Consider the following 19,336-nt stretch of genomic DNA (forward strand, 5'->3'; position numbering starts at 1 on the left):
CGTCCCTCGCACTTTGGTCACGACAGTCCAAAGCTCAACCAACCGGCCTGCCAGCCTTGAGTCAAAGGACAAAAGACCAGATCAAAGCCATCAGAGATTCATTGACCCAGAGTCAACCGCGATGAAAAGTCGCGCCTGGGGCCGAACAGACCCCAACCCGTGGGGTTCGCATCGTGCGACCCCGTGACCAGTTCAGGCCGGATGGACCATGACCTCGCCCATGCCCTCCACCGCCCCACTCCCGGCGGTGGCCGAAATCGGCGCCGTACCACCGGCGCCCAGCGCACCCTCCCGAAGCGGCAGCAGCCGGTCTCCCGGCCGGCTCGCCTGGCTGCGCTTCAAGCGGGACCGCACGGGCGTCATATCGGCCGGCGTCGTGATCTTCTTCTTCGTGATCGCGATCGGCGCTCCGCTGATCGCGAAGCTGTACGGCAAGAACCCGTACACCACCTATGCCAGCTCGCGTCCGGAGCTCCTGAACGCCTTCTCGTATCCGGCGGGACCCAAAGGCGGCATGAGCTCGGAGTTCTGGTTCGGCATCGAGCCGCAGCTCGGGCGCGACGTCTTCACCTTCCTGCTCTACGGCATCCGCACCTCGCTGGGGATCGCCACGGCCGCGACCCTGCTCACCACCGTCCTAGGTGTGGTGATCGGAGTCGTCGCGGGCTACCTGGGCGGCAGGACCGACTACTTCGTCGGCCGGGTGATCGACATCCTTCTGTCGTTCCCCTCCACGCTGTTCTTCATCGCCTTCATGCCAGTGGTGTACGGAGTGTTCGTCGCCCCGAACGACAACATCCCGACCGGGCTGCGGGCCACGGCCCTGATCCTCGTGCTGTCCGCCTTCGGCTGGGCGGCCATGGCCCGCCTGCTGCGCGGCCAGGTACTCGGCCTGCGTGAGCGGGAGTTCGTGGACGCCGCCAAGGTGACAGGCGCGTCACCGCGGCGCATCGTCTTCAAGGAGCTGCTGCCCAACCTGTGGACCCCGATCATCATCCAGTCCACGCTGCTGCTCCCGACGTTCGTGACCACCGAGGCGGGTCTCGCCTTCCTCGGGGTCGGCATCATCGACCCCACCCCGGACTGGGGCGTCATGATCCAGCGCGGTGCCCAGTTCTACACCCAGGACATCACCTTCATGCTCTTCCCCGGCCTGTCCATGGTGATCTTCGTCCTCGCCTTCAACCTGCTCGGCGACTCGGTGCGCGACGCACTCGACCCGAAGTCCAAGCGCTGACTCACCCGTTTCCAGCTTTCCGGCTTTCCGGCCCGGTTCAACGTCGTCCGGCTGGTGCAGTCCGGCCCGCTCCATCCCTAGGTAGGCTCACTGTGTCCTTTTCACGTAGAAACTTCCTGATCGCCACCGGTATGGTCGCAGCCGCGGCTCCGGTCCTGAGCGCGTGCGGCAGCAGCGACAGCGGCAGCGGCAGCTCCTCGCAGGACAAGGTCCCCACGGTCAGCGGCTCCAAGACCCAGACGATCCCCGTCGGCACGAAGGCCGACTCCACCGGCCCGGCCCCCGAGGTCAAGGGCGCGGTCAAGGGCGGGACGGTCTACTCGCTGGACCAGTTCGACATGGACCACATGGATCCTGCCCAGATCTACGTCGCCACCGAGGGTGCCATCACGGTGCCGATCCTGCGCGGTCTCACCGGCTACAAGATCGACGAGAAGGGCGGCTGCACCCTCGTCGGCGACGCCGCCACCGACGCCGGCACCATGAAGGACGGCGGCAAGACCTGGTCCTTCACCATGAAGGACGGCCTGAAGTGGGAGGACGGCTCGGACATCACCATGGACGATGTCCGCCACTCCTTCGAGCGGCTCTTCGCCTCCTTCGTCACCGAGGGCCCCCGCTACGTCCAGCAGTGGCTCGTGGGCGGCGGCAAGTACAAGGGCCCGTACGACGGCAAGCACCTCGCTTCCATCGAGATCGACGGCAACACGGTCATCTTCCGGCTCAGCGAGGCGCGCGCCGACTTCAACTTCACGCTGGCGATGCGCGGTTACTCGCTGGTGCCGAAGAAGCACGACACCAAGGAGAAGTACGACAAGCGCCCGTACTCCTGCGGCCCGTACAAGATCGCGAGCCGTCAGGTCGGCAAGGCGATGACGTACGTGCGCAATGAGCACTGGGACCCGAAGACGGACTCGATCCGCAACGCCTACCCGGACAAGTACGTCTTCCAGTTCGGCTTCCAGGCGCTGGCCTCGACCGACCGGTACATCGCCGACAAGGGCAACGACCGGTACGCGATGTCGATCTTCAACGAGGTCGCCCCCGAGCGCATCCAGCAGGTGCTGACCAACGCCAAGCTCAAGCAGCGGGTGCTCACCGAGGTCGACACGGTCACCTACTACTGGCCGATCAACACGACCCGGATCAAGGACGTCAAGGTCCGCCAGGCCATCAACTACGCGTGGCCGCTGCAGCAGTTGCAGACCATCCGCGGAGGCGCCGCCACCAGCGAGGTGGCCACCACCATCTTCAGCCCGGTGACCCCCGGCTACACCAGGTTCGACCTGTACGACAAGACGAAGAAGCCGGGCGGCGACCCGGTGAAGGCAAAGGCGCTCCTGAAGCAGGCAGGCAAGAGCGGCCAGAAACTGGTCATCGCCTACCAGCAGTCCGACAACTCCGTGAAACAGGCCGTCGCCATCAAGAACGCGCTGGAGGCGGCCGGCTTCACCGTCGTCAACCAGCAGCTCGACAAGTCGACCTTCTACACCCAGATCGGCAAGATCGACAACGGATACGACCTCATGGCCGCCGGCTGGAGCCCCGACTGGCCAGGCGGCTACTCGGTCTTCTACCCCTGCTGGGACGGCCACAACATCGGCAACGGCCGCAGCAACTACGCGCAGTTGAACGACACCGGCGTCAACAAGGCCATCGAAGCGGCCTCCACGATCGCGGACACCCAGGCGGCCAACAAGGCCTGGGGTGCCGTCGACCGCCAGATCATGGAGCTCGCGGCCTGCGTCCCGGACTACCACTCCATCCGCAACTGGATGCACGGGTCCAAGGTCGGCAACGTCGTGTACGACAGCGGCAACACCTGCATCGCGCTCTGCAAGCTCTACGCCATGTCGTAGGGGGTGCTTCGACACCCTCCAGTCGCGTACGACCGCCCGGGGCCGCCCCTCACCCGGCCGCCCCGCCAGGGCCCTCTCCACCGGCCCTCTCCACCGGCCCTTCCCTCCGGCTCCCTCCGGCCCTTCCCTCTTGCCCCCGGCGACGGCGCCCCGTCCGGAAAGTCACGCCCCATGCTCCGCTTCCTTGTTCGCCGAGTCTCCGGCGCAGTGGTCATCCTGCTGATCATCAGCGCCGTCACCTTCTGGCTCTTCTACGCCATCCCACGCGACCCGGCGCTGATGTCCTGCGGCAAGAACTGCACCCCCGAAGCGCTCGCGCAGATCCGGCACAACCTGGGCATCGACAAGCCGATCCCCGTGCAGTACTGGGACTGGCTCGTGGGCATCTTCGCCGGGCGCGAGTACAGCGGCTACGGGTTCTGCCACGCCCCGTGCCTCGGCTACTCCTTCGCCAACCGTGAGCCCGTCTACGGCACGATCATGGACCGGCTGCCGCTGACCCTCTCGCTCGCCTTCGGCTCGGCCCTCGTGTTCCTGGTCCTCGGTATCGGGGCGGGCATGCTCGCGGCGCTCAAGCAGGGCCGGTTCCTCGACAAGCTCGCCAGCTCGCTGTCGCTGATCGGCTCCTCGCTGCAGATCTACTTCGTCGGCTACATCGCGATGTTCCTCTTGGTCGCCAAGCTGGGCGTGCTCGACCAGCCCTCGTACACCCCCCTCACCCAGAACCCGGTCTCCTGGGCGTCCGGAATGCTGCTGCCGTGCCTGACCCTGGCGATCATCTTCACCGCCAACTACACCCGTATGACCCGCTCCCAGCTGGTCGAACAGCTCAGCGAGGACTATGTCCGCACCGCCCGGGCCAAGGGCCTGTCCCGTGCGAACGTCTTCTTCCGCTTCGCCTGGCGCGGCGCGATGGGCCCGATCGTCACCGTCTTCGGCATCGACCTGGGCACCCTGTTCGGCGGCGCGATCATCACCGAGACCACCTTCAGCATGCAGGGCATCGGCCGGCTCGCGGTGGACTCCGTCGACAAGAGCGACCTGCCCATGCTGCTGGGCGTCACCCTGCTCTCGGCCGGAGCGATCGTCTTCCTCAACGTCCTAGTGGACGCCGTCTACGCCCTCATCGATCCGCGGATCCGGCTGGCCTAGGGAGAGACAGACCCCATGAACAACCCCTTCCTCTCCATCAGGGACCTGAAGGTCCACTTCTCCACCGAGGACGGCGTCGTCAAGGCCGTCGACGGGCTCTCGTTCGACCTGGCGAAGGGCCGGACGCTCGGCATCGTGGGCGAGTCGGGCTCGGGCAAGTCCGTCACGAACCTGGCCGTCCTCGGCCTCCACGACCGCGAACACACGGCCCTCGACGGGGAGATCCTGCTCGACGGCAAGGAGCTGCTGACCGCCACCGAACGGGAGCTGGAGCGGCTGCGCGGCAACAAGATGTCCATGATCTTCCAGGACGCTCTGGCCTCGCTGTCGCCGTACCACACGATCGGCGCACAGATCGGCGAGACGTACCGCAAGCACACCGGCGCCTCCAGGCGGGAGGCCCGGGCGCGGGCGGTCGACATGCTGCGGCGGGTCGGTATCCCGATGCCGGACGTCCGCGTGGACGACTACCCGCACCAGTTCTCCGGCGGTATGCGCCAGCGCGCGATGATCGCCATGGCGCTGGTCTGCGACCCGGAGCTGCTGATCGCCGACGAGCCGACCACCGCGCTCGACGTGACCGTGCAGGCGCAGATCATGGACCTGCTCAAGGAGCTCCAGCAGGAGTTCGGCACGGCGATCGTCTTCATCACGCACGACCTGGGCGTCATCGCGGACATCGCGGACGACGTACTGGTGATGTACGGGGGCCGGTGTGTGGAGCAGGGCAGCAAGAAGGAGGTGCTGCGCGATCCCCAGCACCCGTACACACTCGGGCTGCTGGGGTCGATGCCGAGCCTGCACGGACCGGTGGACGTGCCGCTCTCCCCCATCCCCGGCTCACCGCCCTCCCTCCTCAACCCGCCGTCCGGCTGCCGTTTCCATCCTCGGTGCGCCTTCATGGAGAAGGTCGACGGCGGACGGTGCACCTCGCTGCAGCCGGTGCTCGAGGTCGTGGACGGACGCGGTACGGCCTGCCACCTCGCCCCCGGGCAGCGCCGGGAGCTCTTCGCCGACTTCGCCACGGCCCGCGCCCTGTGACGCACACGCCGACCGACGTACGAGAGACGGAACCTCACCACCATGAGCAGCGCCATGAGCAGCCCCGTGAACGGCACCGCGAGCAGCGCATCGAGCACCACCCTGAGCAGCGCCACCCCCCTCCTGGAGGTCAGCGGGCTGACCAAGCACTTCCCGATCTACGGCGGCTTCCCGATCAAACGGAAAGTCGGCGCGGTCCAAGCCGTCGACGGTCTCGACCTGCGGGTCGCCGAGGGCGAGAGCCTGGGTCTGGTCGGCGAGTCCGGCTGCGGCAAATCGACCACTGGCCGGCTCATCACCCGCCTCCTGGAGCCCACCGGCGGCACCATCTCGTACCGCGGCCGGGACATCACGCACGCCTCGCGCAGGCAGCTCGCGCCCGTACGGTCCGAGATCCAGATGATCTTCCAGGACCCGTACTCCTCGCTGAACCCCCGGCAGACCGTCGGCAGCATCATCAAGTCGCCGATGGAGGTCAACGGCATCGAGCCGGACGGCGGCCGCGAGAAGCGCGTACGGGAGCTGCTGGAGCTCGTGGGTCTCAACCCCGAGCACTACAACCGCTTCCCGCACGAGTTCTCCGGCGGCCAGCGCCAGCGCATCGGCGTGGCAAGGGCACTGACGCTGAACCCGAAGCTGATCGTGGCCGACGAGCCGGTGTCGGCCCTGGACGTGTCGATCCAGGCGCAGGTCGTCAATCTCCTTCAGGAGCTGCGCAAGGAGCTGGGGATCGCCTTCGTCTTCATCGCCCACGACCTGGCCGTCGTACGGCACTTCTCGGAGCGCGTGGCCGTCATGTACCTCGGCAGGATCGTGGAGATCGCGGACCGGGCGGACCTGTACGAGAACCCGCGCCACCCGTACACCCGCGCGCTGCTGTCCGCCGTCCCCGAGGCGACGGCGGACGACGCGCCGGCCCGTGAGCGCATCCGCCTTGCGGGAGACGTTCCCTCACCCATCAGCCCTCCCTCGGGCTGCCGCTTCCGCACACGCTGCTGGAAGGCGACGGACACGTGCGCCGCGCAGGCCCCGCCCCTGGTCCGGGCCGAGGGCAACAGCGCGGGTCACCTGACGGCCTGCCACTACCCCGAGACCGCACGGCTGCCGGTGGACGGCTGATCCAGGTCCAGCTCGCCGACGACCTGGTCATCGCTCATCTCGCCGGTGCGACGGAATCCGAGCCTGAGGTAGAACTGCTCGGGCCCGCCCTCTCCCTGCGCCCAGCTCACCGTGACGCGCGACTGCCCGCGCCTGCGGACCTCCTCGCACACGGCCTCCACGGCGAAGCGGCCGTATCCGCGGCCCTGTCGGCCATCGGCGATGTTGAGCCGCCAGAGCCCGGAGCGGAGCCGGTCCCCCGGATCGTCCGGATCGAAGCGCACGTCGAAGAAGGCCATGACGAACCCCACGAGTTCATCACCGTCGAAGATCAGGCGCGGCCAGGCCGTTTCGGGCTGGACATAGGCCTCGGCCAGGGACTTCACGACCGGGGACACGAAGCGTTCCTGGTCGGGCCGCACCCTCAGCGCGAGCGCGGCGTCGACGTTGGCCGGGGTCACCTTCTCCAGGCGCACATCGGCCACTCAGCCCAACTCCCCGCGCTCCACGCAGAATTCGTTGCCCTCGGGGTCGGCCAGCACGACCCAGCCCCCGCCGTCCGGCCGCGTACGGTCGAAGAGCTGCCGTGCGCCGAGGGCGAGTGCCCGCTCGACCTCCTCCGCCCGGGTGCGCCCCTTCGGCTCCAGGTCGAAATGGATGCGGTTCTTCACCGACTTGCCCTCCGGGACCCGCACGAAGAGCAGCGTCGGCCCGCCGCCGGGATCCGCCAGGATCGCCTCCGGGTCCCCCGGCTTGTCGTCGTCGGCCAGGGGCCGCTCCAGCAGCCTGCTCCAGAACAGCCCCAGGTCGTACGGGTCTCCGGTGCAGTCGAAGGTGATGTGCCTGATGCTCAGGGGCAACTGATGTCTCCACACGCCTCGTTGGACCGCGGCTTCGGCGCGCGGGCACCGCAGCCTAGGCACCTTCGGCGCGCCGAGTCATCCGCTTTTCATGGGACAAGGCTCGCGATTCGGCCACGGCCCGCGCAGCGGGACGGCCCGCACACCGCAACGCCCGCGCAGCAGAACGGCCCGCGCCCGGAAGTCCGGGCGCGGGCCGTGCGACGCCACTCGGCGCGAACCGGTCAGTCCTGCGCCTCCAGCGCCTTCAGCGCCGGGTCCATCACGACGTCCTCGTCCCGTGCCTCCGTGGTCGGCTCCTCCGGGAAGTGGCAGGCCGTCAGATGACCTTCACGGTTTCCGGAGAGCTGGATCAGCGGCGGCTCCTGGCTCGCGCACTTGTCCTGCGCCTTCCAGCAGCGCGTACGGAAGCGGCAGCCCGACGGCGGGTGGATCGGCGAGGGCACGTCACCGGCGAGCCGGATACGCTCCCGGTCCTCGGAGTCCTCGGTCGCGACCTCGGGGACCGCCGACAGCAGGGCATGGGTGTACGGGTGCCGGGGCCGGTTGTAGATCGAGTCCCGGTCGCCGACCTCCACCACCTTGCCGAGGTACATCACCGCGACGCGGTGCGAGAAGTGGCGCACGATGGCGAGGTCGTGGGCGATGAACAGGAACGCGATGCCCAGCTCTTGCTGGACCTTCTGCAGCAGGTTGACGACCTGCGCCTGGATCGACACGTCCAGGGCCGACACCGGCTCGTCCGCCACGATCAGCTTCGGATTCAGTGCCAGGGCGCGGGCCACGCCGATGCGCTGGCGCTGACCGCCGGAGAACTCGTGCGGGAAGCGGTTGTAGTGCTCGGGGTTGAGACCCACGAGCTCCAGCAGCTCCCGTACGCGCTTCTCGCGGCCGCCGTCCGGCTCGATGCCGTTGACCTCCATCGGCGACTTGATGATGCTGCCGACGGTCTGCCGGGGGTTCAGCGAGGAGTACGGGTCCTGGAAGATCATCTGGATCTCGGACCGTACGGGCGCGAGCTGCCTGCGCGAGGCGTGCGTGATGTCCCGGCCCGCGTAGGTGATCTTGCCTGCGGTCGGCTCCAGGAGGCGGGTGATGAGCCGGCCAGTGGTCGATTTGCCGCAGCCGGACTCGCCGACCAGGCCGACGCTCTCGGCGACGCCGACGGTCAGGTCGATCCCGTCGACGGCCTGCACGGCGCCGACTTTCCGTTTGATCGGGAAGCCGCCGTAGATCGGGAAGTGCTTGGTCAGGCCCTCGACCTCGAGGAGCGTCTCGGCCGACTTACCGGTGGAGCCCTGTGGTGCGGGGAGGGTGAGATTGTCGCTCATGACTCGGTTCTCCCTAGCGCAGCCGGGGCTGGATCTGGTCGATGAAGATGGTCTGCTTCTGCTCCGCCGTCAGATGGCACGCGGCGGCGCGCCCCTCGGCCAGCGACGGCCGCTCGTCGGTGCAGCGGCTGCCCTCCACCTCGTCCTTGAAGGCACAGCGCGGGTGGAAGGGACAGCCGGAGGGCGGGTTGAGCAGGGAGGGCGGAGTGCCGGGGATCGGCGTCAGCTCCTCGTGGATGTTGCCGTCCAGGCGCGGCATGGAGCTGAGCAGGCCCCAGCTGTACGGGTGCATCGGCGAGCGGAGGACGTCACGGACGCTGCCTCGCTCGACGGCCCGGCCCGCGTACATCACCAGCAGGTCGTCGGCCATGTTCGAGATGACGCCGAGGTCGTGGGTGATGAAGATGATCGCCGTGCCGAACTCCTGCTGCAGATCCTTGAGCAGGTCCAGGATCTGCGCCTGCACGGTCACGTCGAGCGCGGTGGTCGGCTCGTCCGCGATCAGCAGGTCGGGGTCGCACATCAGCGCCATGGCGATCATCGCGCGCTGGCGCATACCGCCGGAGAACTGGTGCGGGTAGTCGTCGAAGCGCATCTCGGGCTGCGGGATGCCGACCTTTTCCAGCATCTGGACGGCCCGGTCCTTCGCCTCCTTCTTGGAGGCGCCGTTGTGCTTCATGAACGGCTCGGAGAGCTGCCGGCCCACGGTGTAGTACGGCGAGAGCGCCGTCAGCGGGTCCTGGAAGATCATCGCCATGTTGTTGCCGCGGAGCTTCTCCAGTTCCTTCTCCGTGGCCGTGACGAGCTCCTTGCCGTCGAGGACGATCTCGCCGTCGACGGTGGTGGTCCTGGGGTTGTGCAGGCCCAGGATCGTCAGGTTGGTGACGGACTTGCCCGAGCCCGACTCGCCCACGATGCCCAGGGTCTTGCCGCGCTCGACGTCGAAGGAGAGTCCGTCGACCGCCTTGACGATGCCGTCCTCGGTGGAGAACTGCACCTTCAGATCGCGGACCGAGAGAAAGCTCTCCGGCCCGGTCGGAGCCGGGGCGTCCGAGGTCTTGGTCAGTGTGGTCACGGTGGTTCGTTCTTCCTAGGAGAGCCGGACGCGCGGGTCGACGTACGCGTACACGATGTCGGCGAGGATGTTCAGGATCAGGATGAAGAAGGCCCCGAACAGCATGACGCCCATCGTCAGCGGGAGGTCCTTGTGGAGCGCGCCGTCCACGGCGAGACGGCCGATTCCCTGGAGGGAGAAGGTCAGTTCGGTGACCACGGCACCGCCCAGCAGGGCGCTGAGGTCGATGCCGAGGATGGTGACGATGGGGATGAGCGAGCCGCGCCAGGCGTAGCGGAAGAAGACGTACTTCTGCGACATGCCCTTGGCGCGGGCGGTGCGCACGTGGTCCTCGGCGAGCTGCTCGATCATGGAGGCGCGCGCCATACGCGTGTACTGCGCGGTGAAGATGGTGGACATCACCACCATGGGGATGGACAGACCGACGAACCAGCCGACCGGGTCCTCGGTGATCGGGACGTACTTGGGGTCCTCCATCCAGCCCGTGCTGTACACGAGGACCGTCAGCGCGATCGGGCCGAGGAAGTAGATCTGGAACGAGCTGAGCACCATGGACGCGCCCGTGGCGACCTTGTCCACCGTCGAGCCGCGTTTGTAGGCGGCGAGCATGCCTGCGCCGAGGCCGACGACCAGGAAGACGACCATGGAGCCGGCGGTCATCGTGATGGTCAGCGGGAAGCGGTCCAGGATGGTGTCCCAGACCATGTCGCCCGAGTAGAAGGACTGCCCGAGGCACGGAGCGGCGCAGTGGCCGTCGGGGAAGTCACGCCCCGTCACGATGCCGGACATGAAGTCCCAGAACTGCTGGGCGATCGGCAGGTTGAGGCCGAGTGCCTCCCGGATGGATTCCAGCCTCGCGGGTGAGCAGTCCTTGCCACAGGCCAGGGAAGCGTAGTCGGACGGCGCGGCGACGAAGAGGAAGAACGTGGTGGCGCCGATGAGGAACAAGGTCAGGGCGGCGCCGACCGTGCGCCGGATGATGAACTGAAGCATGGCGGGGAGGCTGCTCTCTGCGGAGACGATGGGGGCGGTGTCACGGAACCGCGGGGGTGCGCTCCGCCTGGTGCGCACCCCCGCAATCAGCCGTAGAGAGTTACGACTTCAGGAACAGTCGGGTGACGTCGATGTAGCTCGACTCGGTGCTGTAGCGGGCACCGCCGATGTTCGAACCGTAGAGCTGGAACTGCTTGGAGTACCAGAGCGGCGCGGCCGGGTTGACCTTCTCCAGGATGTAGTGGTGCGCTTCCTTCCAGGTCTTCGCGGCCTCGGTGGGCTCCTCGCTCAGGGCCTTCTTGATGAGCTCCTGGACCTTCGGGTCGTTGATGTGCGAGTAGTTCGGCGAACCGTCGGCGATCTGGTCACCGTCGTAGATCGGCGTGACGACCGTGCCCGGCGACGGCCAGTCCTGGCCCCAGCCGGTGACGTACATGTCGTACGGGTTGTCGAGCTTGCCGATCTGCTCGGTGAAGCTCGCCGCGTCGACCTCCTTGGCGACGACCGTGATGCCGACCTTGCTCAGCGCGTCCTCGAGGGCGACCTTGCGCTTCTGCTCGATCTCGCTGCTGCGGTAGGCGAAGACGAGCTTCTTCTCGGCGGCCGGAACGCCCTTCAGGAGCTCCTTCGCCTTCGCGATGTTGCCGCTCGGCGTCTTCAGACGGCCGTACGGGTCGTACTTCGCCTCGTAGCCCGGCAGGGTCGGGGCGAACAGGTTCGGCGCCACGTCACCGCCGTACGCGCCGCCCTCACCGGCGATCAGCGATTTGGAGTTCACCGCGTAGGTGACGGCGTCGCGGACCTTCTTGTTCTTGACCCGGTCCAGGTTGAAGTTCAGCGTCATGACGTAGGGCTGGTAGCCCTTGATCGTGCGCTTGTTGACCTCGGGCGTCGTGATGACGTCCTGGATCTTGGTGGACTCGACGGCGCCGGTGAGCTGGATGGCGTTCTTGGCGGCGCCCTGGTCGGCGATCAGCCGGCTGGTCTGGGTCGACTCGGTGACACCGAAGTCGAAGTTCCAGCCGTCCACGTACTGGTTGCGCACGGAGTCGGTCTTCGGGTCCCAGTTCTCGTTCTTGACGAGCTTGAGGGTCTTGCCGACCTTGTACTCGGCGATCTTGTACGGGCCGCTGGAGACCGGGGCCTTGTCGTACTTCGCCTTGGTGTCGGTCTCCTCCGGCACGACGGTGTAGCCCGGCATGGCCAGCGTCTGCGGCAGGTCGGGCTGCGCGGTCTTGAAGTGGAAGATGACGGTCTTGTCGTCCGGGGTCTCCAGGACGTCGTCCGGCAGGTGCTTCTTGCCGAAGCCGCCGTCCGGCAGCGCCTTGCGGTATTTCGGGCCGCTCAGCCAGGTCTGGAGGTAGGTCGGGCCGTCGAAGATGAACTCCGCGTACTGACGCTCGACGGTGTGACGGATGTCGGCCGAGGTGATCGCCTTGCCGTTCTCGTCCTTGACGCCGTCCTTGAGCGTGAACTTCCAGGTCTTGCCGCCGTCGGACGACGTGCCCGAGTCGGTCGCGAGGTCACCCACGACCGAGACGCCGCCCTTGCCGTCCTCCTGGAAGTTGGTCAGCCCGCGGAAGAGCAGGTTGGCGACCTGGCCGGCGTCGGAGACGTAGATCTGACCCGGGTCCAGGTGGGAGAGACCCGCCTCCTGGTAGACCTGGATGGTGCCGCCCGGCTTGGCGCCGGGCACCTCCGGGGCCGGGCCGGTCGACGCCTTGGCGTCGCCGTAGGTGACGGCCTTCGACTGGACCGCGGCCTCCTTCTGGTCCTTCTTGGAGTCCTTGTCCGAGTTGCCGCCCTTGTTCTCCGAGCATCCGGTCAGGGCGAGGGAGCCGGCCGCGATGGCGACCACAATGGCTTGCCCTCTGCGCGAGTTGAACGACTTCATGAGGCGTATGCACCTACCTGTCGGTTGTTATCCATGAGTACTGCCTGACGCGGCTGGTAGGCCGACGCGGGGGCGGCAGCCACCCCCCACCAATGGACGGTTCAGCGCCCGGACTTGGGGTCGAAGGCGTCCCGGACGGAGTCTCCGAGAAGGTTGAAGCACAGGACGAAGACCACCAGTGCCAGGCCCGGGAAGAACATGAACGCCGGGTCCTGCTCGGCGTACTTGGCTCCGGCGGCGAACAAGCGCCCCCAGTCCGGGGTCGGTTCGACGAAGCCGACACCCGCGAAGGAGAGGAACGCGATGGTGAGAATCGTGCTGGGCAGCTGGTACGTGAACTGCACCAGGATCGGCGAGACGACGTTGGGCAGGATCTCCTTGCGGACGATCCGCCAGGGAGAGGCCCCGGAGACCTTGGCCGCCTCCACGAACTCCCGCTCGCGCAGGGACAGTACGGTGGATCGGACCAGCCGGGCCATGCCCATCCAGCCCAGCAGCCACAGCACGATCAGGATCGCCAGCGCCCGGAAGTATGTGGGGGTTTCCTCCCGCGGGTCGACGAAGAACGCGGTCACCACCGGCATGAAGGCGATGAAGAAGAGCTGCTGCGGGAAGGACAGGAAGAAGTCGGTGATCCGGCCGACCCAGTAGTCGGTCCTGCCGCCGAAGTAGCCGCCGATCAGACCGATGGTGACACCGGTGATCACCAGCAGCGTGGTCACACCCAGCGCCATGAACAGCGAGGTGCGCATGCCGTACAGCAGCATGGCGAACAGGTCGCGGCCGTACTGCGGTTCGACGCCGAACCAGTGCTCCCCGGACACACCGCCGAGATAGCCCAGCGGAAGTCCGAAATCGTCCAGCACCGGCTGGTCCGCGTACGTCGGGTCCTGTCCGTACAGCGTGTACGGGTTCGTCCCGCTCAGCGCGGTGATCACCGGCGCGAGCAGCGCGATGACGAAGTAGGAAATCACTACCCCGGCACAGAACATGCCGGTACGGTCACGCCTGAAGCGCTGCCACATCAGCTGGCCGGGGGAACGGCCCTCAAGCTTCTTGGGCTTGGCGACCTCGGTCGTCGACGCAAGGTCGGGGTCCAAGGCGACCGTTGACCCGGAGCCCTCGGCCTTGGTTGGACTGGTCATGTGTGTTCTTCCCCCGGGGGATGGAGAGTTGAGCGCAGCACAGATACCGGCGGGTTCTGTGGTTTGGGGGAACTTTCGCCAAGGGAATCAACGCGCGTCAAGTGCACAGAGCATAGGGATCTCCCTACCGTCCATATTTTGAGCAAAAATTGCAAAGATTGACACCTGGTCGCGCTTGACAGGTGTAATTCGATTCCCCCATAACGGACATACGTGTCGTCATTTCTGTTTACATGTCCGAAACTTGATCGTCGAATCACCGGTATCCGAACACGACTTCACAGGCCCTGCACAGTCGACCGAACTGATCACGCCAACGGTCCCCGCCCGCGGGCACGCCGCAGACCCGGCTCCCGCGAGGGAGAGCCGGGTCCGTACTGCTCAGTGAGGGGGCGTCAGCCGTGCTTGGCGCGGCTCGCGGCGCGGGCGCGCTCGCGGGCGTCCAGGTTCACCTTGCGGATGCGAACGGCCTCGGGGGTGACCTCGACGCACTCGTCGTCGCGGCAGAACTCCAGCGACTGCTCCAGCGAGAGCTTGCGCGGCGGGACGATCGACTCGGCCACATCGGCCGTGGAAGACCGCATGTTGGTGAGCTTCTTCTCCTTGGTGATGTTCACGTCCATGTCGTCGGAGCGCGAGTTCTCACCGACGATCATGCCCTCGTACACCTCGGTGCCCGGCTCCACGAAGAGCACGCCGCGCTCCTGAAGGTTCGTCATCGCGAACGCGGTGACGGCGCCGGAGCGGTCGGCGACCAGTGAACCGTTGTTACGGGTCTGGAGGTTGCCGAACCACGGCTCGTGGCCCTCGTGGATCGAGTGCCCGATACCCGTGCCTCGGGTGCTGGTCAGGAACTCCGTACGGAAGCCGATCAGACCGCGGGACGGCACCACGAACTCCATACGAACCCAACCCGAGCCGTGGTTGGACATGTTGTCCATCCGGCCCTTGCGGACGCCCATGAGCTGCGTGACCGCGCCCATGTGCTCCTCGGGGACGTCGATCGTCATACGCTCGACCGGCTCGTGCAGCTTGCCGTCGACCTCCTTGGTGACCACCTGCGGCTTGCCGATGGTCAGCTCGAAGCCTTCCCGGCGCATGGTCTCGACGAGGATCGCCAGCGCGAGCTCACCACGGCCCTGGACCTCCCATGCGTCCGGACGCTCGGTGTCGAGCACGCGGAGCGAGACGTTACCGATCAACTCGCGGTCGAGGCGGTCCTTGACCTGGCGGGCAGTGACCTTGCGGTCCTTGACGGCGGACTTGGCGTCCGCGCCCTTGCCGGTACCGCCGCGGCCGACCAGCGGCGAGGTGTTCGTACCGATGGTCATGGAGATCGCGGGCTCGTCGACCGTGATCAGCGGCAGCGCGATGGGGTTCTCGGGGTCGGCGAGGGTCTCGCCGATCATGATGTCCGGGATACCGGCGACGGCGCAGATGTCGCCCGGCCCGGCCATCTCGGCGGGCTTGCGGGTGAGCGCCTCGGTCATCATCAGCTCGCTGATGCGCACGTTGGCGACGGAGCCGTCACGCTTGATCCAGGCGACCGTCTGCCCCTTGCGCAGCTCGCCCTGCTCGACGCGGAGCAGCGCGATACGGCCGAGGAAGTTGTCGGCGTCCAGGTTGGTGACATGCGCCTGGAGGGGGGCCGACTCGTCGTACGTCGGGGCCGGTACGTGCTCCAGGATCGTGGAGAAGAACGGCTCCAGGCTGTCACTGTCGGCCGGGACGGTGCCGTCCGCCGGCTTGGTCAGCGAGGCCACGCCGTCACGGGCGCAGGCGTAGACGATCGGGAACTCGATCTGGTCCTCGTCGGCGTCCAGGTCCAGGAAGAGGTCGTACGCCTCGTTCACGACGTCGTCGATACGGGAGTCCGGGCGGTCCGTCTTGTTGATGCACAGGATGACGGGCAGGCGGGCCTGCAGAGCCTTGCGGAGCACGAAGCGGGTCTGCGGCAGCGGGCCCTCGGAGGCGTCCACGAGCAGGACGACCGCGTCGACCATCGACAGACCGCGCTCGACCTCGCCACCGAAGTCGGCGTGGCCGGGGGTGTCGATGATGTTGATCGTGACGATGTCGCCGCCCTGCTTCGGGTGGTACTTCACCGCCGTGTTCTTGGCCAGGATCGTGATGCCTTTCTCACGCTCCAGGTCGTTCGAGTCCATCATGCGGTCGTCGAGCGACTCGGCGGCGTGCGCGGCGAAGGCACCCGCCTGCTTGAGCATGGCGTCGACCAGGGTCGTCTTGCCGTGGTCGACGTGGGCGACGATGGCGACGTTGCGGATGTCGTGGCGCGTGGCCATAGTGAGGCGCTTCTCCCGGAGTGAGTGAACGGCCGACGCGTACATCTGTGTTACGCGGGCCCTGCCGGGCTGGACATGCCACGGCCTTACCCCATCGTACGGGGGCACTGCCGCTGGGGCCGAACCGGGCGGAGCGAGGTCGTTCTCACACTGCGGGTCGATGGGGGCCGGCCGGGCCCACGCGGCGGAGCCGCGTATGTCACAGCACCGCGCCCCTGTCGGGGCGCGGTGCCTGCTCAGGAAGACGGGCCGGCCTGCGGCTTCGCGCCCTTCTTCAGGAAGCCCATGTCCTCGTAGACCGGGGTCTGGAAGCCGAAGGCGCCCGCGTTGGCGAGGTTCGGGCGGACGGCTGTCAGCTGGGGGCGCTGATAGAGGGGAATCGAACCGGCGGCGGCCCAGATGCGGGCGTCGGCCTTGCGGATCAGGGCCCGGGACTGCTCCGCGTCCAGCTCGGCGATGGCCTCGTCGAAGAGCTGGTCGACCCGGTCGGTGCCGACCCGTGTGTAGTTCTGCTCGACATTCAGGGAGCCGTCCGCGGCGGGGACCGGCTTGGCGTAGATGGGCCGGGCGTCGGTGGCCGGGAAGGCGGACGCGGGCCAGGAGTAGAGCGCCAGGTCGTACTCCCCCGACGCGATGTGGTCCTGGAAGTAGCTCTCGTCCGCGACCTTGGAGAACTCCGTTTGGATGCCGATGCGCCCCAGCATCCGCGAGATGCGCTCGGCGACCGCGCGCAGCGGCTCCGTTCCCGGGCCGGACGGAAGCACGAAGCGCAGCGACAGCGCCTTGCCGTCCTTGGCGAGGGGCGCGGCCTTGGGGCCCGCCGGGGCGGCCGTGCCCCTCGGCGCGTACGCCCCCGCCGGCGCTCCCCTCTCTTTGCGCCATTCCTTCCCGTCCTGGGCCTGGCTCCGCTCCTCGCTCCCCTTCTCCGCCTTCCTCTTCTCCGCCTTCCTCGCCTCTGTCCTGGACTCGTGCGCGGAGTGGCTGGTCCGCTGCTGCTCGGCCAGCACGGCGGCCTGGCCGAGCAGCGCCCGCCGCAGCTCGGTCATGGGAGCGGGCGCAAGGACGAGGGAGCCTGCGCCGGCGCCGGCACCGGGCTTGTGGTCGCTGTCGCCACGGGAGCCGGAGCCGTCAGCGTGGGAGCGGCCGGGGACCAGGTCGTACGCCTCGCCCGGTTTCCCGTCCTCGCCGACGATGTACGTACCGTCGTCGCCCCCGGAGCCGTCCGGCTTCTCGGAAGCCTCGCTCCCGGAGCGGTCCGGCTTCCCGGAGGCCTCGGCGCCGGCCGCGTCCGCCGGCTTCTTCTCCTTGACGGGGCCGCCCCGCACCCACCCCGCGTCGGACAGCAGCGCCTGCGCCTGCGCCGTGTCCTGGCTGCCGAGCGCGGCGCTGTTGTCGGCGTAACCGGGCTGTCCGGCGAGCGCGAGATGGCTGCCGACGGGTTCGGCGGGCAGGCCGAGCGGCTTGAGCACCACCCGGGCGAGCTCACGCCGGTCGAGGGCGCGGGCCACGGCGCGGCGTACGCGCTCGTCGGCGAGCGGGCCCTGGGCGCCGTTCAGCGCGAGCTGCGTGTAGGCGGGTTCGAGGGACTTGCGGACCACGAAAGCGCGCAGGGCCGACTGCTCGTCGGCGTACTTCGCGATCGCCCGGCCCCGCTTCTCGCGGACGGCCATCTCCTCCTCGGCCGCCTTGGCGTCGGAGCCGTGCGCGATCGCCCAGGAGCGCAGCGCCTTGCCGGGCGTGAGCGCGGCGCCGGGGCCGTGGGCGAGCGGGGCGCCTTCGCCGGCCGCCTTGTCGCGGGCGGCCAGGGTGATGCGCCGCGCCTGCGAGGGGTCGATCTCGGCCAGATCGATCCGGCCGTCGGCGAGCGCTTCGGTGCGCTTCGCCCGCGGCACGGCGCGCAGCACCAGCTGGGAGAGCTTGGCACGGTCGCCCCACCAGCGCGGGTTCCGCTTCAGCGTGACATCACCGGCCTTGCGGTCGATCTCGTCGATCACGAACGGGCCGGCGGTGACCTTCAGCTTGCGGCGGGCTCCGTCGTTGAACGTGTCCGGGGAGCCCATGACGTCCTTCGGGTACAGCGGCGAGAACAGCGACCGCCAGTCCGCGTAAGGCTTGCTGAAGGTGACCCGTACCTCGAGGTCGTCGGCGCCGCGCTCGATCTTCTCGATGCGGTCGTACCCGGCGTTGCGGGCCGTCCAGTACGCGGTGTCCTTGCCGGACAGGGCGCGCCACTGGGCGACGAAGTCGGCGGCGCCGATCTCGCGGCCGTCGCTCCAGACGGCCTGCTGGTTGAGCTTGTAGAGCACGACCTGCTTGGGCTCGCGCTTGACGATCTTCGCGGACTCCAGGTAGTCGGGGTTGCGCTCGGGGCGACCTGCTCTGTCCAGCCGGTACATCGAGGGCAGGACCGCGCCCGCGATCCGGGAGGTGGTCGCGTCGGCGTCCGCCTGGAAGGTGTTGAGGGTCTCCGGGACCGCGTCCACGGCCCAGCGCACGGTGCCGCCGTCGGCGATCAGAGCGCGCCCGGCGGGGGCGATGTCCTGGCCCGCGGTGGGCCGGGCGGCCTTGTCCTCTTCCGCGCTGCACGCGCCGAGAGCCGGCACCGCGAGCACGCCCGCCGTGAGGAACGCGACCGAGCGCATCACCGCGCGCGGTCCGACGCGGTCGTGGGCCATGACTGGTACCTCCGGGGCGCTGTGATCCGATTTGGTGGGCTAGATCACACTTGTCCGTATAATGAAGTTGATCAGATGTATCGCCCTACTGAAGGGGGTAGCTGCGGAAAACGGGTGACGACACGACGACGGAGTAAGAGAAACCACCCATCCGGCCCACAAAAGGGCGAGTGAGCCGAAGGGGCGCGCCGGTCTCGACACCGGCTGCAGCGCCCCGGAGGCGAACGAGCTCAAAGAAAAGGGGCGCGCGCGTCGGCGCATGTGCGCGACACGAGCTGTTAATCCATGCAGATCCCTTCCCAGGGAGCGATGTGACGCGCGACACTCGCAGGCGCATGAACGTTGACGCCTTGGACCGCAGGGTCCGCGGAAGTGAGGGCAAGTCATGTCCGTGCACGATGACCTGACAACCGTCCAGCGCTGTCTCGACGACCTCTTCCGGTCCGTGGGTCGCCTGGAACAGCAGATCGGTGGCGGTCTGGAGATGCGCCGGGTGCGCACCGACGCCGACCACCTGCGCGAGAGCGTCGCGCTGCTGCGCGACGCCGCCCCCGGGATGACCACATCGCGGCGGCCGGACCTCGTCTCCATCCCCGACACCCCGTACGACAACACTCTGTGGACGGACTCGGACGACGAGGGTCTCGGCGCCCGCGACCGGCACGCACCCTGA

At 67.9% G+C, this 19,336-nt stretch carries 15 protein-coding genes; 6 read left to right on the forward strand and 9 right to left on the reverse strand.

Features of this window, described 5'->3' with window-relative positions:
• Window positions 1-220 precede the first annotated feature (220 nt).
• The 5 genes from FGD71_RS15180 to FGD71_RS15200 all read left to right on the forward strand — a co-directional run bounded on the left by FGD71_RS15180 (window position 221) and on the right by FGD71_RS15200 (window position 6,408).
• Entirely contained in the window at window positions 221-1,237 is a 1,017-nt protein-coding gene (locus FGD71_RS15180) for an ABC transporter permease (protein ID WP_420878295.1), read from the forward strand.
• Between the two features lie 131 nt (window positions 1,238-1,368).
• The gene (locus FGD71_RS15185; RefSeq protein ID WP_240436595.1) at window positions 1,369-3,096 is read left to right on the forward strand and encodes an ABC transporter substrate-binding protein; all 1,728 of its coding nucleotides are present in this window, start codon (window positions 1,369-1,371) and stop codon (window positions 3,094-3,096) included.
• Between the two features lie 171 nt (window positions 3,097-3,267).
• Window positions 3,268-4,248 carry an ABC transporter permease gene (locus FGD71_RS15190; protein ID WP_119100988.1) on the forward strand — a complete coding sequence of 327 codons (981 nt, stop codon included), beginning with the start codon at window positions 3,268-3,270 and terminating at the stop codon, window positions 4,246-4,248.
• A 15-nt stretch (window positions 4,249-4,263) separates the two neighbouring features.
• Entirely contained in the window at window positions 4,264-5,289 is a 1,026-nt protein-coding gene (locus tag FGD71_RS15195) for an ABC transporter ATP-binding protein (RefSeq protein ID WP_119100989.1), read from the forward strand.
• 102 nt (window positions 5,290-5,391) lie between these two features.
• Complete coding sequence (locus FGD71_RS15200) at window positions 5,392-6,408, forward strand: ABC transporter ATP-binding protein (RefSeq protein ID WP_119101027.1); 1,017 nt, start codon at window positions 5,392-5,394, stop codon at window positions 6,406-6,408.
• Here FGD71_RS15200 and FGD71_RS15205 read toward each other — a convergent pair.
• The 9 genes from FGD71_RS15205 to FGD71_RS15245 form a co-directional block, all read right to left on the reverse strand.
• Window positions 6,372-6,863 (reverse strand): GNAT family N-acetyltransferase, encoded by a 492-nt coding sequence (locus tag FGD71_RS15205; RefSeq protein WP_181359210.1) that lies wholly within the window; start codon window positions 6,861-6,863, stop codon window positions 6,372-6,374. The two genes, FGD71_RS15200 and FGD71_RS15205, sit on opposite strands and share 37 nt — an antisense overlap.
• Before the next feature lie 9 nt (window positions 6,864-6,872).
• Window positions 6,873-7,247 carry a VOC family protein gene (locus FGD71_RS15210; protein ID WP_119100991.1) on the reverse strand — a complete coding sequence of 125 codons (375 nt, stop codon included), beginning with the start codon at window positions 7,245-7,247 and terminating at the stop codon, window positions 6,873-6,875.
• 224 nt (window positions 7,248-7,471) lie between these two features.
• Complete coding sequence (locus tag FGD71_RS15215) at window positions 7,472-8,578, reverse strand: ABC transporter ATP-binding protein (RefSeq protein WP_119100992.1); 1,107 nt, start codon at window positions 8,576-8,578, stop codon at window positions 7,472-7,474.
• Window positions 8,579-8,591: 13 nt separating this feature from the next.
• Window positions 8,592-9,653, reverse strand: a complete 1,062-nt coding sequence (locus FGD71_RS15220) for an ABC transporter ATP-binding protein (RefSeq protein ID WP_119100993.1) — start codon at window positions 9,651-9,653, stop codon at window positions 8,592-8,594.
• A 15-nt stretch (window positions 9,654-9,668) separates the two neighbouring features.
• On the reverse strand, window positions 9,669-10,646 hold the full coding sequence (locus FGD71_RS15225) for an ABC transporter permease (RefSeq protein ID WP_119101028.1): 978 nt from the start codon (window positions 10,644-10,646) through the stop codon (window positions 9,669-9,671).
• A gap of 100 nt (window positions 10,647-10,746) precedes the next feature.
• Window positions 10,747-12,540: an ABC transporter substrate-binding protein gene (locus FGD71_RS15230; protein ID WP_162931132.1), complete on the reverse strand. Its 1,794-nt coding sequence runs from the start codon at window positions 12,538-12,540 to the stop codon at window positions 10,747-10,749.
• 101 nt (window positions 12,541-12,641) lie between these two features.
• Window positions 12,642-13,685 (reverse strand): ABC transporter permease, encoded by a 1,044-nt coding sequence (locus FGD71_RS15235; RefSeq protein WP_119100995.1) that lies wholly within the window; start codon window positions 13,683-13,685, stop codon window positions 12,642-12,644.
• A gap of 395 nt (window positions 13,686-14,080) precedes the next feature.
• Window positions 14,081-15,988, reverse strand: coding sequence for a translational GTPase TypA (gene typA / locus FGD71_RS15240; RefSeq protein ID WP_119100996.1), 1,908 nt, complete (start codon window positions 15,986-15,988; stop codon window positions 14,081-14,083).
• A 236-nt stretch (window positions 15,989-16,224) separates the two neighbouring features.
• Window positions 16,225-18,663, reverse strand: a complete 2,439-nt coding sequence (locus tag FGD71_RS15245; RefSeq protein ID WP_119100997.1) for an ABC transporter family substrate-binding protein — start codon at window positions 18,661-18,663, stop codon at window positions 16,225-16,227.
• Between the two features lie 385 nt (window positions 18,664-19,048).
• On the opposite strand from FGD71_RS15245, the gene FGD71_RS15250 reads away from it, so the two are divergent.
• Window positions 19,049-19,336 (forward strand): hypothetical protein, encoded by a 288-nt coding sequence (locus tag FGD71_RS15250; RefSeq protein ID WP_119100998.1) that lies wholly within the window; start codon window positions 19,049-19,051, stop codon window positions 19,334-19,336.

The sequence above is a fragment of the Streptomyces sporangiiformans genome (assembly GCF_005768555.2).
GTDB lineage: Bacteria > Actinomycetota > Actinomycetes > Streptomycetales > Streptomycetaceae > Streptomyces > Streptomyces sporangiiformans.

Excerpts from the sequence above, each read along its gene's own strand:
- FGD71_RS15235 (WP_119100995.1), bottom strand. The coding sequence starts at position 13,685 with ATGACCAGTCCAACCAAGGCCGAGGGCTCCGGGTCAACGGTCGCCTTG.
- FGD71_RS15185 (WP_240436595.1), top strand. The coding sequence starts at position 1,369 with ATGGTCGCAGCCGCGGCTCCGGTCCTGAGCGCGTGCGGCAGCAGCGAC.
- FGD71_RS15250 (WP_119100998.1), top strand. The coding sequence starts at position 19,049 with ATGTCCGTGCACGATGACCTGACAACCGTCCAGCGCTGTCTCGACGAC.
- FGD71_RS15180 (WP_420878295.1), top strand. The coding sequence starts at position 221 with ATGCCCTCCACCGCCCCACTCCCGGCGGTGGCCGAAATCGGCGCCGTA.
- typA (WP_119100996.1), bottom strand. The coding sequence starts at position 15,988 with ATGGCCACGCGCCACGACATCCGCAACGTCGCCATCGTCGCCCACGTC.
- FGD71_RS15190 (WP_119100988.1), top strand. The coding sequence starts at position 3,268 with ATGCTCCGCTTCCTTGTTCGCCGAGTCTCCGGCGCAGTGGTCATCCTG.
- FGD71_RS15195 (WP_119100989.1), top strand. The coding sequence starts at position 4,264 with ATGAACAACCCCTTCCTCTCCATCAGGGACCTGAAGGTCCACTTCTCC.
- FGD71_RS15230 (WP_162931132.1), bottom strand. The coding sequence starts at position 12,540 with ATGAAGTCGTTCAACTCGCGCAGAGGGCAAGCCATTGTGGTCGCCATC.
- FGD71_RS15225 (WP_119101028.1), bottom strand. The coding sequence starts at position 10,646 with ATGCTTCAGTTCATCATCCGGCGCACGGTCGGCGCCGCCCTGACCTTG.
- FGD71_RS15215 (WP_119100992.1), bottom strand. The coding sequence starts at position 8,578 with ATGAGCGACAATCTCACCCTCCCCGCACCACAGGGCTCCACCGGTAAG.
- FGD71_RS15245 (WP_119100997.1), bottom strand. The coding sequence starts at position 18,663 with ATGGCCCACGACCGCGTCGGACCGCGCGCGGTGATGCGCTCGGTCGCG.